The organism is Rhizobium leguminosarum bv. viciae USDA 2370, from assembly GCF_002008365.1.
Lineage (GTDB): Bacteria > Pseudomonadota > Alphaproteobacteria > Rhizobiales > Rhizobiaceae > Rhizobium > Rhizobium leguminosarum.
In genome coordinates this window covers 123862-141508 of sequence record NZ_MRDL01000051.1, presented here as the reverse complement: position 1 = coordinate 141508, position 17647 = coordinate 123862, and the positions used below count along the sequence as shown (strand labels likewise).

General features: G+C 60.2%; 13 protein-coding genes and 1 pseudogene. 9 read left to right on the top strand and 5 right to left on the bottom strand.

What is annotated here, in order from left to right:
- The first annotated feature begins 1 nt into the window (after nt 1).
- Nucleotides 2-493: a YHS domain-containing (seleno)protein gene (locus tag BS629_RS27450; RefSeq protein WP_018242505.1), complete on the top strand. Its 492-nt coding sequence runs from the start codon at nt 2-4 to the stop codon at nt 491-493.
- Nucleotides 494-512: 19 nt separating this feature from the next.
- Here BS629_RS27450 and BS629_RS27445 read toward each other — a convergent pair whose 3' ends face one another.
- Nucleotides 513-2729 carry an adenylate/guanylate cyclase domain-containing protein gene (locus tag BS629_RS27445; RefSeq protein WP_018242506.1) on the bottom strand — a complete coding sequence of 739 codons (2217 nt, stop codon included), beginning with the start codon at nt 2727-2729 and terminating at the stop codon, nt 513-515.
- A 233-nt stretch (nt 2730-2962) separates the two neighbouring features.
- On the opposite strand from BS629_RS27445, the gene BS629_RS27440 reads away from it, so the two are divergent.
- The 3 genes and pseudogenes from BS629_RS27440 to BS629_RS40040 all read left to right on the top strand — a co-directional run.
- Complete coding sequence (locus tag BS629_RS27440; protein WP_026188432.1) at nt 2963-3730, top strand: adenylate/guanylate cyclase domain-containing protein; 768 nt, start codon at nt 2963-2965, stop codon at nt 3728-3730.
- A 135-nt stretch (nt 3731-3865) separates the two neighbouring features.
- The gene (locus tag BS629_RS27435) at nt 3866-4321 is read left to right on the top strand and encodes a DUF805 domain-containing protein (protein ID WP_026188433.1); all 456 of its coding nucleotides are present in this window, start codon (nt 3866-3868) and stop codon (nt 4319-4321) included.
- Between the two features lie 14 nt (nt 4322-4335).
- Nucleotides 4336-4585: pseudogene (locus BS629_RS40040) on the top strand (GFA family protein); the annotation flags it as partial.
- Between the two features lie 49 nt (nt 4586-4634).
- Here the strand turns inward: BS629_RS40040 and BS629_RS27430 are convergent.
- The 3 genes from BS629_RS27430 to BS629_RS27420 form a co-directional block, all read right to left on the bottom strand.
- The gene (locus BS629_RS27430) at nt 4635-5012 is read right to left on the bottom strand and encodes a hypothetical protein (RefSeq protein WP_018242509.1); all 378 of its coding nucleotides are present in this window, start codon (nt 5010-5012) and stop codon (nt 4635-4637) included.
- 224 nt (nt 5013-5236) lie between these two features.
- Nucleotides 5237-5620: a hypothetical protein gene (locus BS629_RS27425; protein WP_018242510.1), complete on the bottom strand. Its 384-nt coding sequence runs from the start codon at nt 5618-5620 to the stop codon at nt 5237-5239.
- Between the two features lie 156 nt (nt 5621-5776).
- The gene (locus BS629_RS27420; RefSeq protein WP_018242511.1) at nt 5777-6004 is read right to left on the bottom strand and encodes a DUF982 domain-containing protein; all 228 of its coding nucleotides are present in this window, start codon (nt 6002-6004) and stop codon (nt 5777-5779) included.
- 956 nt (nt 6005-6960) lie between these two features.
- On the opposite strand from BS629_RS27420, the gene BS629_RS27415 reads away from it, so the two are divergent.
- On the top strand, nt 6961-8751 hold the full coding sequence (locus BS629_RS27415) for a glycoside hydrolase family 15 protein (protein ID WP_018242512.1): 1791 nt from the start codon (nt 6961-6963) through the stop codon (nt 8749-8751).
- Between the two features lie 196 nt (nt 8752-8947).
- Here the strand turns inward: BS629_RS27415 and BS629_RS27410 are convergent, their stop codons facing one another.
- Nucleotides 8948-9388, bottom strand: a complete 441-nt coding sequence (locus tag BS629_RS27410; protein WP_018242513.1) for a GNAT family N-acetyltransferase — start codon at nt 9386-9388, stop codon at nt 8948-8950.
- 244 nt (nt 9389-9632) lie between these two features.
- On the opposite strand from BS629_RS27410, the gene BS629_RS27405 reads away from it, so the two are divergent.
- From BS629_RS27405 to BS629_RS27390, 4 genes are all read left to right on the top strand, one after another.
- Nucleotides 9633-10160 (top strand): hypothetical protein, encoded by a 528-nt coding sequence (locus tag BS629_RS27405; protein WP_018242514.1) that lies wholly within the window; start codon nt 9633-9635, stop codon nt 10158-10160.
- A 436-nt stretch (nt 10161-10596) separates the two neighbouring features.
- Complete coding sequence (uvrB, locus tag BS629_RS27400; RefSeq protein ID WP_018242515.1) at nt 10597-13581, top strand: excinuclease ABC subunit UvrB; 2985 nt, start codon at nt 10597-10599, stop codon at nt 13579-13581.
- A gap of 303 nt (nt 13582-13884) precedes the next feature.
- Nucleotides 13885-14271 (top strand): GNAT family N-acetyltransferase, encoded by a 387-nt coding sequence (locus tag BS629_RS27395; RefSeq protein WP_018242516.1) that lies wholly within the window; start codon nt 13885-13887, stop codon nt 14269-14271.
- A 384-nt stretch (nt 14272-14655) separates the two neighbouring features.
- Nucleotides 14656-17508 carry a cadherin domain-containing protein gene (locus BS629_RS27390; RefSeq protein WP_018242517.1) on the top strand — a complete coding sequence of 951 codons (2853 nt, stop codon included), beginning with the start codon at nt 14656-14658 and terminating at the stop codon, nt 17506-17508.
- Nucleotides 17509-17647: the final 139 nt, after the last annotated feature.

Below are 17647 nucleotides of genomic sequence, written 5' to 3'. Positions count from 1 at the left end.
AATGGGCGTGGTTGTTGGCGCTGCGGTGATGCTGCTTTCCTTCCTTCAGCCTGCGGGGGCCGAGGAATTCGTCAATACCGGCTATTTCGGCGATGTCGCGATCAAGGGCTATGACCCGGTCGCCTATTTCACTGAAAACCAGGCCATCGAAGGATCCGAGACATATTCCTACCACTGGCTTGGCGCGACCTGGTATTTCGCCAGCGCTAGAAATCGCGATCTCTTCAAGGGCGATCCGTCCAGATATGCGCCGCAATATGGCGGCTATTGCGCCGACGGCGTGTCTTTCGGGACAGTGACCACCAATATCGATCCCAAGGCCTGGCGGATCATCGATGGCAAACTGTATCTGAGCTATGATCCCGGGGCTGCAGAAGGCATGGAGAAGAACCCGACCAAGGTGACCGACTCGAAGAAACATTGGTCCGAGGTTCAGCAGACACTGATTTCGGAGAAGATGCATACCGTCTGGCAGCAACCGGCTACGAAATGAAGCCGCCATGCCTGGCCCCTCAGGGTGCGGGTGAAAAGAACGTCAGGGCGCGCGGCGTCACATGTATGTACTGCCTGTCGCCCTGCTCGCCCGACGTGTTGCGGTAAACATATCCGCACACCATCCGGTCGAGGAAATAGCCGTCGAATTTTTCGCAGATTCTGTCGCCCCGCACCTCGACAATGCCGGTGATGTTGGTATTCGCGCTGCGATAGGCGGTATTTCCGGCCTTGTCGAAATACTGGATGAAATCCGTGCCGTTCTTGTGTTTGCCGGTCCAGCTCTTGCCGTCGACGAGATTGCGCAGCTCTGCCTCGCCGAGCCTGTCGGCTTGATTGCCTGTAAAACCGAAGGGCCATTCGGGAATGCCGGCCTTGCGCAATGCGGCCAGATGGCGCTGCAGATCGCCGTCCCGCCAGTAATCATAGAGATAACCGTAATAGGTGAGATTGCTTTCCGGGAAGAGTTCCAGCAGCTTTGCCGTCTCCGCCGCTGCCTTGGTTTCATTGCCCTGATCCGCATAGGCCGCCGCCAGATATTCGCGTGCTGGCTCGACCTTCGGCAGGCCGGCGAGCGTCGGCTCTATCAGCGAGATCGCGCGCCGATCGTCGCCTGCGGTGTAAAAGACGATCCCCGCCAGCAGCTGAAAGCTCGACGCCGGCGAAGGGTCGAGCCGCAAAGCTTTTTCCATCTCAGTGACGGCCTGCCCGCTGCTTCCGGTGTGGACCAGGATGAGAGCGAGGTTGGCGGCGGCCTCCGCATCGTTCGGCTCCATCGCAACCGCCATGCTGGCGGAATTCCTGGCCTCCGTCTCGCGCCCGTCCACCCATTGCAGCAGGGCAAGAACGGTGTGCGCCCTGGCATTGCTGGGATCCAGCTTGAGAGCCTGCCCGGCGGCGTCATAGGCAATCTTGCGAGCGACGGCGGCCGACCAGAGGTAATTATAGTCGTTGCGCCAGACATCGACGGCGACGCGGGCGATTCCCGCATGGGCATTGGCAAAGCCCGGATCAAGGTCGATCGCCTTCTGGTAGAAGGACAAGGTCCGGCGATAGGTGTCGACATCCCTGAAGATGAAGCCCTCCTGCTCGGCCCGCATGTAATAATCATAGGCTTCGAGATTTTCGGTCGGGATCCGGGCCAGTTGATCGCGCTCGCGGGCGCTGAGCTTGACCGACAGAGCCGAGATGATCTTGCCGATCACATCGTCCTGAACGGCGAAGAGGTCGGCATATTGGCGATCATAGCGCTCGGCCCAGAGCGACAAGCCGGTGACCGCGTCGATCAGTTTGACATTGATCCGCAGTCGTGGCCCGGCACGCTGCAAGGTCCCTTCGAGCACGTACTGAACGCCGAGTTCGGCAGCCACATCCTGGATCTTGCCGACGGAGTCCTGGATGGCGAAGACCGAATGGCGAGCGATGACGAAGAGACCCGATACTTTGGACAATTCGGTGATCAGGTCGTCCGTCAGACCCTCTGCGAGATGGTCATGCTCGGTATCGCCGCTGACATTGATGAAAGGCAGAACCGCGACCGAGGGCCTGTCCGGCAGCGGATAGGCGAAACGTTCACCGGGCCCCGCCGGTTTTGCCGGCATCCATGGCTGCCACCAGAGTGCTGCGCCCGCAACAGCAAGGACGACGGCCGCTGCGATGCCTGCAAAGAGCCGGCGTCTCGGCAGGCGCCTCCGGTTTGTGAGGGTTTTGCCGGCAGCAGTGGGGTCAAGCAGGACGCGATAGACCCGGACCGGTTCGGTGATGCTCTTTAACCTCTGTTCGCCGAGCGAAGCGAAACCGACCGGGATTTTCGATTTCACCTGGTCGTATGTCGTGCCTGATATCGAGATGCCGCCCGGTTCCGCCAGCGCCTGTATTCGATCGGCGATATTGACGCCGTCACCCTGGATATCTTCGCCCTCGACAATGATATCACCGAGATTGATGCCGATCCGGAACTCGAGCCTGTGCTCAGGCAGCGCCGCGGCACTCTGCGTGGTTTTCAGTTGCTGAACCTCCACCGCGCAGCGCAAGGCATCGACGACACTCTGGAATTCGACCAGCAGACCATCGCCCATAGTTTTCACCAGCCGGCCGTGATGACGCTCGATCGCCGGCTCGAAGACATCATTCTGGTCCGCCTGAAAACGCACGCGGGTGCCCTCTTCGTCGATCTGGCTCAATCGACTGTAACCGACGACATCAGCGATCAGGATTGCTGCAAGACGGCGCTCCATCCCCGGTCTTTCCTGGAGAGCGAATGTATTGTTAACAATATCCTACAGGAGGTTCCATCGCGATGCTATCGCCGCGCCGCACGATATTCAACTTGGCGGCGATTTGTCCGATAAGGATGGCGCCGGACGAAATACTTCAAGCCATCGTTGTCTTCGATCATTGGGAGAGTTGCCAAAAGCAACCGAGTATCGGAAGCTTCTTTTTTTGGCTCTCAAGCGATGGATTTGGAGATATGACGGCAGCCTCTTCCACGGAGCCAACCAGGCATGGCAGCGCAAGGATCTGCCGAGGCTGCTGGGACCAGATGCACATGCCGATTCCGATCGGCGGCCCCCTCGCTTTGCCCTTCCGCGCCTTCGGCATCACCCGCAGCAAGATGAACCCCGATATCTGCACGATTTGCGAGCGCTCCTTCCAATATGTCAAGAAGCAGCGCCAGATCACTGTCGACGCCACCATCCTGTTTGCCGATATCAGGGGCTTCACGGATCTGTCTGAGCGCATCGAGGCGGTGCAGCTGAGCGAGATCGTCAGCCTGTTCCAGGATCGCTGCGCGCAGGCGATCTGGGCACATGACGGCATCGTCAACAAGCAGATGGGCGACGGCCTGATGGCGATCTTCAATTTCCCGATCGTCAGAAAGGATCACGCCGGCGCCGCGATCCTGGCCGCGCAGGAAATCCAGCAAAACTGCGCCGTCGCGCTGAACGGTCTGGCGCTCGAGGCATTACCCGGCCGCACCCTCGGCGTCGGCGTCGGCATCCATTCCGGTGAGGTCCAGATCGGCGAATTCTCGAGCTTCCGCAGTGATTTCACCGCCATCGGCGGCGTCGTCAATCAGGCCGCGAGGCTGGAATCCCAGGCCGCGGCCGGCGAGATCCTGATCTCGGCCGAAACCGCGGCGAAGGCTCCGGATCTCACAGGCGGCTCAGAGACACGCGTCCTTACGTTGAAGGGCATCGAGCAGCCGGTGCGGGCACAGGTGCTGGCAAAACCTTGACCATCGCCCCGTCCCCAACATGGCAGCCGCGATTTCTCACGCTGTGATTGTCAAACACATCGGATTACAAGCAAGTTAATCCTCCGGAAACAAACCTCGCTTATCTCTAAGCTGTTTTGACAGCTGGGGTATCTCATGGGCAGTTTTTCTTTGTGGCACTGGTTGATCGTCTTGATCCTGATCGGCGTGCCGTTGATCTTCGTCTTCCGAAAACCGCTAGCCGGGCCGAACCGCTTCGGCGGCCTACCGCCGGCCATGGGTTTCGGCCAGGCGATCGGAAGCTTTTTCAAGAACTATGTGAACTTTAGCGGCAGAGCGAGCCGATCGGAATTCTGGTTTTCGACGCTCTTCGTCGTTCTCGTCTCCATCGCTTTGTACGCCGTTGATCGGAGCGAAACTTTGAGCCGGATCTGGTCGCTGACAACATTTCTTCCGTCGATCGCCATGGCCGCCCGACGCCTTCACGACATCAACCGAAGCGGATGGTGGCAGCTTCTTGGACTATTATTTCCTATTGGAACGGTTGTCGTCCTCGTATGGTACTGCAGGGCGTCGACAGCGGATGATTCCAGGGAAGCCGTCTTTGCTTGAGCAAAGTGTGACGATGGTCCTCGCGGACTGCGGGATACGCAGTCCGCTTAGAGACCGCCTCCTACACCCACTCCGGCAAAGAAACCCGTCGCTCGAAATACTGTTCTGCCCGGCCTGCCCCTGCAAAAAGGAGAGCCGCCGCATGGCCGTCAACCAGCGGCCCCCGGAACTCGTCGCCGACTGCCGATCGACCATTTCGATGGCCTCGATACATTCGACGACATCTCTTCCCATGGCCGCTGTGTGAGGGATCTCTGGTTTTGATCGCGTCCGAAAGGGAACCGGCGAGGCTGGCGAAGACCCCGTCTCTGCCTCAGTACTTCATGTTCCGCAGTTCCGGAAAATCATAGTAACGCAACCGTTCGTCGTGGCAGCGATAGTCATTCTTTTTCAGATACAGTATCATGTCGTGTTGCAAGCCCAGGCCGATATAGGACCAGTTTGGGGAGCCACGTTCCGTCGTTCGCGTGCAATAAGCATATATCTGCTTTTCCGGATTAAGCAGAACCACGCTGGAAATCTCGGCCTTCACGAAGTTCCCCGGTTTAATGGTCCCCCGCAGAGCATCGACGTACTCGCGTCGAACTGCGCTGGAGGGCGGGCGCTGGGAATCTGCAACGGATTGCGGCGTCGCAGTTTGGCAGCCGGCCAGTGCCAGCAGGGCAGCGTAAGCAAGGAACTTAATCTTCATTCAGTTGAACCTCCAGTATCAAGGTCGATAGATCGAGTTTTCCAAAAGGCGATGGCTGCAAGCAGCAGCGTCACAGCCTGTCCTTCGAGGCTCCGCCCTGCGGGCTGCTCACTTCCGCATGAGGAAGGTTGGAGGATGCCGCGCCTTCGGGACGCTGGAAGCATGTCGCGCCGCCGCTCAACAAAGCCTCGAACGGCGACGCGGCCGGAGCCTTCGCCCCTGCGTCAGGTCTTCATGCCGGTCAACTCGGTAAACGGATAATAGCGCAGCCGCTTGTCGCGGCAGCGATCGTCATTCGCCGTCGCGCCTAATATTTTGCCATCCGTGAAGGAGACGCCGAGATAGGCCCAGTCTCCCCAGCTGCGCTTGGGCACCACCCGCACACAGTAAGCATAAGTCTTTTTCTCGGGCTCAAGCAGAACCACGCTGGAAATGCGGGCCCATACGACTTCTCCTGCTTCGTGCCTGTAGCTTCTCTTGAACACGATGTTGATGAAATTCTGCCGGACGTCACTCGAGGGAGGACGCTGGGAATCTGCAACAGATTGCGACACAGGGGCATTGCAGCCGGCGAGAGCCAGCAGCGCGGCGTAAACAAGGACTTTCATTTTCATTCAGCTGAATCCCTAAAAGAATCGGAGCGCAAATAAACGCTGTGTATTCCCACAAACACAGCGAGAATAATATTTGCAATACATCATGGGAAAATTGCTGCAGCTGCGGGATACCCGCTGCGTGACGCGGATATATCAGTGTTGGCTCACCTACACTGATGGATTCAAAACAGAGCTTCCGGCACCATCTTCATCATCATCGTTGATCACCACCCCGGCTTCCAGCGCCGCCAGGATAAAGGCCTGCCGCACCGTCTCGGCCGGCATCCGCCCGGCAAGCCAGGCGCGGCAGAAATCGATCGCCCTCTGCTGATGGACGCCGCCATTGACCGGCCAGTCTGAGACGAGTGCATACAGCGCATCCTGCGGTGAGCGCAAAACCAGCCGTTCGCCGGTATCGAGGTCGATCGAGATGGAGTTTTCCCAGAAGGCAGAATGATCGCTAATGGCAGTAGCACCTAGAGGTGAAGTGACTGGAAATTAACTGCGCGAGGCCGATCTCGGTTCCAGTGCAGGGCCGAATGATCGCGGTCGGACATCACGGGCGCCGGTAATCCATTCCAGGGGAGGCAATGGCCGCCAGCAGCCACGTTGCGGCGCGTGCTTCGAGGCTTCACCCTGCGGGCTGCGCACCTCAGCATGAGGAGCGTCGGAGTATGCGGTAGCAGAACAGCCGGCGCTGAAGGAATGTCGCGCCAGCGCCCAAGAGAGCCTCACCCAGAGGCACCTCGAAGGGCGGGGCGGGCGCTCCACCTCGCAGCGCCATAAATTTCGCAACTGTTGAACCAATCCGAACAAACAGTTCGTTTCCCCTTTGTACTCTTTCCCTCTTCCCCTTCGCGCTGACGCTCTCCACATTCCCGCCATGGCCAGATCTCCGAAGAAATCCCCCGCCCCTGACGGTTTAAAGGAAGCCCCTCAATCGTCTTTTGAGGGCGCGCCGCTTTTCGGCTCGGTTTACCGGCTTCGTAAGCGACCGTAACCAATTCGTCCTCAGCCTGTGTCAGGTCAATCCGTCGGGTGGTCCGGAGCTTCGCCACCTTTGCGATTCCGGCAGTGGCGCTAGTGGAGGTCCGCTCTTGACCACGACGGCGACCGGACGCGCGGCGGTCGTCGGAATTCACCTGGGCAATGGCGAACAAGGGAAACGCGCTCTCCGTGCAGATATCATCCGTCAGAGCGCGGCAGTCAAAGCTGCGGTCGGAGATCTTCCCACAATTGATATCCGGAGTTTACATGATAGCCGGCACGCCTACCGCCCCGTTAGTTTCCGTGCTTGACCTCCGCGCACGGCCTCTACCTAAAAGCCCGACTGCTATGCAAAGGAGGCTCCGGTGTCGGTACCCATCGAGGACTACGCGCTCATCGGCGATTGCGAAACCGCCGCACTCGTCTCGAAGAACGGCTCGATCGACTGGCTCTGTTTTCCGCGCTTCGATTCCCCCGCCTGTTTTGCCGCCCTGCTCGGCGCCGAGGATAACGGCTTCTGGTCGCTGTCACCGTCAGGTGAAAATGTCCACGTCACGCGCCGCTACCGCAACGATACGCTCATTCTCGAAACCGAGTTTCAGACAGAGACCGGCACCGCCGTTCTCATCGACTTCATGCCGCTTCGCGATGGCACGAGCGATCTGATGCGCATCGTCGAGGGCAAGAGCGGCACTGTCGCCTTCGATATGGAGCTCAACCTTCGCTTCGATTACGGCCGAACCGTTCCCTGGGTCACGCATGGCGAGGATGGCGGCATCACCGCCATTGCCGGCCCGGACAGGCTAACCCTGAATTGCGCCGTCCCGCTCGAAGGCCGCGGCCTGAGCACGGTCGGCTCCTTCCAGGTTGCCGCTGGCGAGAGCCAGATCTTCACCCTGACCTGGTCCCCCTCGCATATGCCGCAGCCGGCTCAGCGGCAGGTGGAATATGCGCTGCCGGACACGGAGGAATTCTGGCAATCCTTTGCCGCGACCTGCCCGAAAGTAGGCCGGTGGACGGAACAGGTCAAACGCTCGCTCATCACGCTCAAGGCACTGACCTACATGCCTACGGGCGGCATCGTCGCCGCGGCGACAACCTCCCTGCCGGAAAAGATCGGCGGGCCGCGCAACTGGGACTACCGCTATTGCTGGCTGCGCGACGCGACGCTGACCCTGCTCGCCCTGATGAAACTCGGCTATTACAAGGAAGCCAGCGCCTGGCGCAAGTGGTTGCTGCGGGCGGTCGCCGGCGCCCCGGCGCAGATGCAGATCATGTATGGCGTCGCTGGCGAGCGCAATCTGCTGGAATGGCAGGTTCCCTGGCTGAGTGGCTACGAGGGCTCGACACCCGTACGCATCGGCAATGCCGCTGCCGAACAGGTGCAGCTCGATGTCTATGGCGAGGTGGCCGACGCCATACTGCAGGCCCGCAAGGGCGGGCTTCCGCCGCATCACCGCGAACGCGAACTGGCGGCGGCCATTCTGCCCTTTCTCGAAAAAATCTGGGTGGAGCCCGATGAAGGCATCTGGGAGGTGCGCGGCCAGCGCCAGCATTTCACCTATTCGAAGGTCATGGCCTGGGTGGCCTTCGACCGCGCCGTCCAGATTGCCGAGGCGGACGGCGAGCCCGAGGCCGCCGCACGTTGGCGCACGCTCGCAGATCACATCCATGCCGAGGTTTGCGAGAAGGCTTTCGATCCCGAACTCGGCTGTTTCGTGCAGGCCTACGGCTCCAAGGCGCTTGATGCCAGCCTGCTGCATCTCGGCATGGTCGGCTTCATCCCGCCTGATGATCCGCGCTATGTCGCGACAGTCGAGGCGATCGAGCGCAAGCTGCTGCGCGATGGCCTGCTGCTGCGCTACGAGACGCAGGAGGTGGACGACGGCCTGCCGCCAGGCGAAGGCGCGTTCCTCGCTTGCAGCTTCTGGCTCGTCGACGCCCTCGGCATGATCGGCCGAAGCGACGATGCGCTGCGCCTGTTCGAGCGGCTGCTTTCTATCTGCAACGATGTCGGGCTTCTGGCGGAAGAATATGATCCCGCCGCCCGCCGCATGCTCGGCAACTTCCCGCAGGCCTTCAGCCATGTCGGGTTGATCAACAGTGCGTGGAACCTCGCGCGGCTGGAGGGGCCGGCGGACCAGCGTTCGGCTTGATGATATGCTCTGCTTGGTTATTGGGAGACCGGCGGAAGAACACTTGGCGTAGTGGTGAGGCAGCGGCGGCGACATCCCTCCACCCCCATTCCTGTCCTCGGGTTTAACCCGAGGGATGTCACAGGAATGGGGGGAAGCTGCCGTCGCCGTCACTGCCCAAGGCAAGGTTAGCGCCCTTAAGAGACACCCCCAGAGTTCAGCTCGGAACCGACTTGCGAAACTGGATGTAGCCCGAGCGCTCGGCGACTTTTTCATAAAGCGCGATCGCCGGGGCGTTATCCTCCTGCGTTTGCCAATACACGCGCGACGATCCAGCCGCAGCCGCCTGTTCACACACATGGGCGATCAGCGCTCGGCCATAACCTTTCCCGCGAACCGTCGGCGCGACAAATAAATCCTGTAGATAGCAGGAATTGCTGAGACTCCAGGTCGAAGGATGGAAGATATAATGCGCGAAGCCCACCGCTTTGCCACCAGCCAGGGCAAGCGCACAGTGCATCGGTTCCCCTTCTTTCAAAAGACGAGTCCAGGTGTGATCATGGACGGCGGCGTCGAGTGTGCTGCCATCGAAGTTCAGATATTCCGTCCACAACGCACGCCATTGCGCTTGGTCGTCGTCTTGCAAAATGCGGATCATTGCGCTCCTCGTTCCCTCGATTACGCACCGATACGTTGCAGAGAGGCATGGCGCAAGCACACTCTTGGCCGCTCGATCGACGACGGGAGAAGAGGGAGCAAGCCGCGATCTCAGTTATCCCATAGGATAGCGTTTCTCCGGCTTTTCCCGTTTTGGCGATCGTCCTAATTGTTAGCGTTGCGGCGGTATTCCCAATCTGTTTAACAATTTCTGCGTTGAACATTCGAGACAGGGACCGGCCTTCATGCCCAATGGACTGCTTTTAATTTGCAGCTTTGCTTTTGCCCTGACGGCACTGTCAAGCGGCGCAACTTGCGCGCAAACGCCGGACGACTTGCACGATTTCAAATTGGGTAGCTCGTTTGCCGATGCCCAACGGAATGCGAGCGAAAAAGGTTGGAAATTGAAGGAGCTTTCTTCCTTCCATCCCGATCTTTCTTCTTTCCTTCCCGGTCAATGGGTCGTGGAAGGGTCGAATCTCGGTCTTTTCGTATGCGACGACAAAATCGCCTCTATCCAACAGCACCGCGACGGCGAACTTCATGAGTTTGCATTGATCGTGCAAGACTTTCGAATAAAATATGGCGAGCCGGCAACGACCATTGTGACATTCCCGGTTGGGCCGACATGGATATCGAATATCGACGCCAGATTCACTTCACCCTCGGGGGAAGGCGTCACCGTCCAGCTCAGCAGTACTGCCGGAAAACTCCGCATTCATCTCAATTTCTTCAATGCGAATATGAGTTGCTCGACGGAGACCAAGCCTTGAGTGTGCACGACCGCTATTGGCGCACCCGCGATGCCGTCAGGCGGGGACCAAGGCGCTGCCACGAATCTCTTCTCCCCAGCGGGGAGAAGTGCCGGAGCGATAGCGAGGCGATGAGGGGGTGAGCGGCAAAGCCGCGAATACGCTGAGCGCAAGCGAAGCGCAAGCGAAGCGCAAGCGAAGCGCAAGCGAAGCGCAAGCGAAGCGCAAGCGAAGCGCAAGCGAAGCGCAAGCGAAGCGCAAGCGAAGCGCAAGCGAAGCGCAATGAATGGCGTGCCGTTTGGCCCCCTCATCCGCCCTACGGGCACCTTCTCCCCGCTGGGGAGAAGAGGGAGCAAGATCCGCCCCCTCACTATTCCAACTTCCGAACACACAGTTCGTTTCCCTTTTGTACTCTTTCCCTCTTCCCTTTCGCGGTGACTCTCTCCATATTCCCGCCATGGCCAGATCTCCGAAGAAATCCCCCGCCCCGAATGGCTTCGAGGAAGCCCCTCAATCGTCTTTTGAGGGAGCCCCCCTCTCAGGCTCGGTTGCCGATTGGGTGAAGCAGCTGGAGGCCGATGCCGAAACCTCGGGCGTCGAGACCCAGCGCCAGATTGCCTCCAAGGCCGGCAAACATCGCAAGAAGGTGGAAATCGCCGCCAGGACGAAAACCAGCGACGGCGGCGTCAGCGCGTCGAAATCGGCGCGCGGCACCTCCATGGGCGGCTCGACCGACCCGAAGACACGTGCCGCCGCCGGCCTCAATCCCGTGTCGGGCATGGATACGACGCTGGAAGAAGCCTCGTCGCTGCAGGCCGGCACCGCCGTCACTGCCACGGTCGAGGCGCTGTCGGCGCTGATCGAGAGCGGCAATCCGCTGCACAAGAACGGCAAGATCTGGACACCGCACCGCCCTGCCCGGCCCGACAAATCCGAAGGCGGCATCGCCATCCGCATGCAGTCGGATTACGAGCCGGCCGGCGATCAGCCGACCGCCATCCGCGATCTCGTCGAAGGCCTGGAGAATGGCGACCGCAGCCAGGTGTTGCTCGGCGTCACCGGCTCCGGCAAGACCTTCACCATGGCCAAGGTGATCGAGGCGACGCAGCGCCCGGCCGTCATCCTGGCGCCGAACAAGACGCTGGCCGCCCAGCTCTATTCCGAATTCAAGAACTTTTTCCCCGACAATGCGGTGGAATATTTCGTTTCCTACTACGATTATTACCAGCCGGAAGCCTATGTGCCGCGCTCCGACACCTACATCGAGAAGGAATCCTCGATCAACGAGCAGATCGACCGCATGCGCCACTCGGCGACGCGCTCGCTGCTCGAACGCGACGACTGCATCATCGTCGCCTCGGTCTCCTGCATCTATGGTATCGGCTCGGTCGAGACCTATACGGCGATGACCTTCCAGATGTCGGTCGGCGACCGGCTCGACCAGCGCCAGCTGCTGGCCGACCTCGTGGCCCAGCAATACAAACGCCGCGATATGGATTTCACCCGTGGTTCCTTCCGGGTGCGCGGCGATACGATCGAGCTCTTCCCCGCCCACCTTGAGGATGCCGCCTGGCGCATCTCGATGTTCGGCGACGAGATCGACGCCATCACCGAATTCGACCCGCTCACCGGCCAGAAGGTCGGCGACCTGAAATCGGTGAAGATCTACGCCAATTCGCACTATGTCACCCCGCGCCCGACGCTGAACGGCGCCATCAAGTCGATCAAGGAGGAGCTCAGGCTGCGCCTGGCCGAGCTGGAAAAGGCCGGCCGCCTGCTGGAGGCCCAGCGCCTCGAGCAGCGCACCCGCTACGATATCGAAATGCTCGAAGCCACAGGTTCCTGCCAGGGCATCGAGAACTATTCGCGTTACCTCACCGGCCGCGACCCCGGCGATCCGCCGCCGACGCTGTTCGAATATATCCCCGACAACGCCCTCGTCTTCATCGACGAAAGCCATGTCACCGTGCCGCAGATCGGCGGCATGTACCGGGGCGACTTCAGGCGCAAAGCGACGCTGGCCGAATACGGCTTCCGCCTGCCCTCCTGCATGGACAACCGGCCGCTGCGCTTCGAGGAATGGGACGCCATGCGCCCCGACACCATCGCTGTTTCGGCCACCCCCGGCGGCTGGGAGATGGAGCAGTCGGGCGGCGTCTTCGCCGAACAGGTGATCCGCCCGACCGGCCTGATCGACCCGCCAGTCGAGGTCCGCTCGGCCCGCACCCAGGTCGACGACGTGCTCGGCGAAATCCGCGAAACCGCGGCCAAGGGCTACCGCACCCTCTGCACCGTGCTGACCAAGCGCATGGCCGAGGACCTGACCGAATATCTGCATGAGCAGGGCGTGCGCGTACGCTACATGCACTCGGACATCGACACGCTTGAACGTATCGAGATCCTCCGCGATCTCCGCCTCGGCGCCTTCGACGTGCTGGTCGGGATCAACCTTCTGCGCGAAGGCCTCGACATTCCCGAATGCGGCTTCGTCGCCATCCTCGACGCCGACAAGGAAGGTTTCCTGCGCTCGGAGACCTCGCTGATCCAGACGATCGGCCGCGCCGCGCGCAACGTCGACGGCAAGGTCATCCTCTATGCCGACCAGGTCACCGGCTCGATGAAGCGGGCGATGGAGGAAACCGGCCGCCGCCGCGAAAAGCAGATGATCTATAACCAGGAACACGGCATTACCCCGGAATCGGTCAAGGCCAGGATCTCCGACATCCTCGACTCCGTCTACGAACGCGACCACGTCCGCGCCGATATCTCCGGCGTTTCGGGCAAGGGCTTCGCCGATGGCGGCAACCTCGTCGGCAACAACCTGCAGACCCACCTCAACGCGCTCGAAAAGAGCATGCGCGACGCTGCCGCCGACCTCGACTTCGAAAAAGCCGCCCGCCTCCGCGACGAAATCAAACGCCTCAAGGCCGTGGAACTCGCCGCCATGGACGACCCGATGGCACGCGAAGAAGCGCAGGCGATGGAAGGGAAAGCGCGCAGCTCCTCCGCTCCTCCGTCAACCCAGGGCTCGACCCGGGGATCCAAGCCGGCAACCGAGATGCAAACCTCCTATTTCGCCAAACCCTCCATCGACGACATGGGCCCAGGCACCGACACCACCACCCCCCTCTTCCGCAAGCCCGCCTTGGACGAGATGGGCCGCGACATCACCGAACCCGCAAAGAAGACTCTCTTCCGCAAAAACGACCTCGACGAAATGACCGTCGGCCGAACGGAAAAGCCCGTCATTGGGGCGCTGCCGGAGAAGCCGGAAGCCGCCAAGGGCACGAAGCGGTTTTCACCGCTGCTTGAAGGCCAGCCGGAGCGCGATGACGTGCGGCCGGTCGTGCGCGGGAAGACGGGCGTGGGCAGTTATGAGGACCCGGGCGAGCAGAAGCGCAAGGGGCGGACGAAGGGGAAGACCGGGCGGCCGGGACGGTGAGGCTGCCAAACGTCTGCCACTCAGTTGGTCGTCGATCAAATGGTTCATCGTATCGGTCGGTCAGCAGCGCATTGTAAGGAGCAGCTTCGTAGCGACAGATGAAGTTCGCCACCGGCCTATGACAAGACGGACATGGCCCTCCACGAGCTCCAGCCCAGCGCGGCATCGACTTTCTCTACGACAGGATATTCGAGCGACGCGACGGCCGGCTCGTCACTGTGACGGAATGAGCTCGCGACGCCGACGTGGCCCGTTATCGGGAAGGCCTCCGCGCCATGCTCCGCTGAATGAAGGGAATCGCCAATGCCAGAACTCCGCATCGACCCCTTCCCCTCCGCCGCCGAATTCGACGCCCTCTGGTCCGCCGCCTGGGGCGTCCCTGCCCCGCGCGACTTCACCCCCATCCTGTCCCGCAGCCTCGCCCATATCGGCGCCTACCACGACAACCAGCTCGTCGGCTTCGTCAACGTCGCATGGGACGGCGGCATCCATGCCTTCATCCTCGACACCTCGGTTCACCCTGATATGCGAAGGCAGGGGATCGCGACGCGGCTGGTCAGGGAGGCGACGCGGATTGCGCGGGAGCGGGGCGCCGAATGGCTGCATGTCGATTTCGAGCCGCACCTGACCGGCTTCTACCGCGCCTGCGGCTTCAGACCCACGGAAGCAGGCCTCATCAAGCTGATGTGAGGTCTCCCGCGCGGGAAGCCTGAACAAGTCGAAGCGAACACCAACCTGCGATAGTGACGCGAATGGTCGCGCGGCGCAGCACCTACCGAAGAACCCGCTGAAAACACAATTTTCGCGAGAGCATCCCATCCGAAAATGAAAGATAATACTATTTACGAAACCAAAGCATGGCTTTGAGTTCTCAAATTAAAATTCGTTTTCCCAGTATTTCATCCTTAGTTTTTCATTAAAAAAGCAATTAAAAGACACAATTTTGCATTGAAAACTTATTCGGGGATTGGCATAGATCCCCAGGGGGTTGTCGTCCGTTGAAGCTGCAAGAACAGTTCTACTGAGGATTTCTCATTTTCATAGAATGCAACGCATCTTTTTGGAAAGTTTAATATGGCCTTGAATATTCTGGACACGAACGGCGCGACGATTACCAAGACCGGCGCCGAGTTCGAAGCTTACGACGTCATCCGGGACTCCGCCGCAAATCCTTCCTCGCCTGTCACTTTGATTGTCTCGGATTCCGGCGTGGCCGATCTGGCCGATGAACTGGGTTCGGTCTCCGCGAGGGTGACTGGTTCGAGCAACGGCAGCACGATAACGACTGGCACAGGCAACGACACGCTGCTGGGTGGTGACGGCGCGGACACGCTGAACGGCGGCGCCGGCGACGACACGATCAACGGTAATGGCGGCAACGACAAACTGATCGGCGGCGGCGGCAACGATAGGATCACTGATGGTGGTTTTCCCGTCTTTCTGCCGGGACCTGGCGGCCCGCAGCCGGAGCTCATCGACATTGACGCCGGCGCTGGCGACGATTCCATAACCATAGACAGACTCGCGTTACAGATTTCAGGAACAATCGATGGCGGCACCGGGATCGATACGCTGCAAGCGCCGTCGCTCCAGGGCCTGACGATCAAGAATATCGAAATCCTTGATACGGGGTTTTCGCAGGTTCGCGGTTCGAGCGCACAGTTCGAAAGCTTTGATAAGATCGTCGGCTCGAGCGATCCATTTTTTAATATTCGTCCGTCATTGACGGTGACCGACAGCACCCACCTCGATCTTTCCGACGAATTGGGAGCCCGTGGGGCTTTCATTACCGGCTATGACGGCGTTGACGCCAAGACCGGCAGTGGCGACGACGAGTTTTGGGGCACCGACGTCAATGATATTTTCGACGGCAGCGGCGGCGACGACCTAATCAATGGCAATGCCGGCAATGACAAATTGACCGGCGGCACCGGCAACGACACCATCGATGGCGGCGACGGGACCGACACCGCGGTCTTCTCAGGCAACTTTGCCAATTATTCCCTCGCGATCGACAATGGCAGCCGTGTCCTGACGAGCGCACTTGAGGGCACGGACAAGCTGACAGACGTCGAATTCGCGCGCTTTGCCGATGGCGTCTACAATTTCGCCACGGAAACCTTCACCGTCAACAGCACCGAGCCGGGTACTCCGCTGAATATCCTGGACACGAACGGCGCCACGATTATCAGGACCGGCGCGGAGTTCGAAGCTTACGACGTCATCCGCAACTCCGCAATCAATCCTCTCGTCCCAGTGAACCTGGTCATCTCGGATTCAGGGACGGTGGACCTTGCAGACGAACTGGGCTCAGGCTCCGCGAATGTGACGGGCTCAAGCGGCGACAATGTGATCACGACGGGTGCAGGCCAAGACAAAATCAATGGCGGTGACGGCGTAGACACGTTGAACGGCGGCGCCGGAAACGATGAGATCCGTGGCGAAACTGGCAATGACACACTGAATGGCGGCATCGGAAACGATGAGATCAATGGCGGAAATGGCAATGACACGCTGAATGGCGGTGACGGCAATGACCTGCTCTGGGGAGACGCAGGAAATGACGTCATCAGAGGCGGTGCGGGCAACGATACGATCTCAGATGGTGAGCACTTCGGCTCTACCCCGGAAGTTGTCGACATCGACGCTGGCGACGGCGACGATGCTATCACCTTACAATTCGCTCCACCGCTTTCCGGAACAATCGATGGCGGTGCCGGGATTGATGCCCTGCAAGCCTCGTCGCTGCAGGGCCTAACGCTCAAGAACATCGAAGTCCTTGAAACGGTGGGATGGTCAGTTGCCGGCTCGAGCGCGCAGTTCGAAAGCTTTGACAAGATCGTCTATTCGACCGATCCGACCTTGAATTATAAAGCCGACTTGGTGTTGACGGACAGCGCCCACCTCGATCTTTCCGACGAGTTGGGAGATCGCGGGGCTTTCATTGCCGGCAATATCTCCGGCATTGACGTCAAGACCGGCGGCGGCGACGACGAGTTTACGGGTACGAACGGCAACGACATTTTCGACGGCAGTGGCGGCAACGACATCATCAATGGTAATGGCGGCAACGACAAATTGACGGGCGGCGCCGGCAACGACGCGCTGTTTGGCGGTGCGGGCATCGACACGGCGATCTTCTCCGGCAATTTCGCCAATTATTCCTTCGCATTGAACAATGGCGATCACATCCTGACGAGCGCCGCGGAAGGGACGGATACGCTGACAGACGTCGAATTCGCGCACTTTGCCGATGGCGTCTACGATTTCGCCAAGGGAACCTTCTCGCTCGACGGCAGCAACACCGCGCCGACCAATATCCAGCTCTCGAAAACCGCCCTGTCCGAGGACACGCCGATCTGGACCACGGTCGGTCTGGTCAGCGCCAAGGACGCCGATGGCGACGCGCTCACCTATACGCTGCTCGACGGGGCGAACGATCACTTCCGGATAAAGGGCAATCGCATCGTCACCTCGAAGGCTCTGGATTACGAGACGGACAAGTCGCACACGATCAAGGTCGCGGTTTCGGACGGCAAGGTCACCGTCCAGAAGGACATCACGATCAACGTCCTCGACGTCAACGAAGCCCCTGTCAACCAGGCGCCGACCAAGCTCGCCTTCTCGCGCGGCTCGGTCTCCGAGAATATCGCCATCGGCACCTCGGTCGGCCTCCTCACGGCGGTCGATCCGGAAGGCGGCGCCGTGAAATGGCGGCTGACGGACGATGCCGACGGCATCTTCAAGCTCGTCGGCAACAAGATCCAGACAAAGGCTGCGATCGACTACGAAAGCACCCACAGCCTGACCTTCACCGCAGAGGCCTATGACGCGGCTGGAAACGCCACCAGCCACGATTTCACGGTGGCCGTGAAGGACGTCTTCGAGCCGTCGGTTTCGAGCCTGCTGCACGACGCTTTGATCTAGTCGCAACACTGCTGCGGGACGCAGACATGCATTCCGCAGCGGGGCAGGATGCGCCAGCGTGCCCGCTTAAACGAGCACCCGGTGCTGCCACTCCCCCGAGCTTCCAACCTGCGGTCGCCGCCTCTCCGAATAAGGCGGC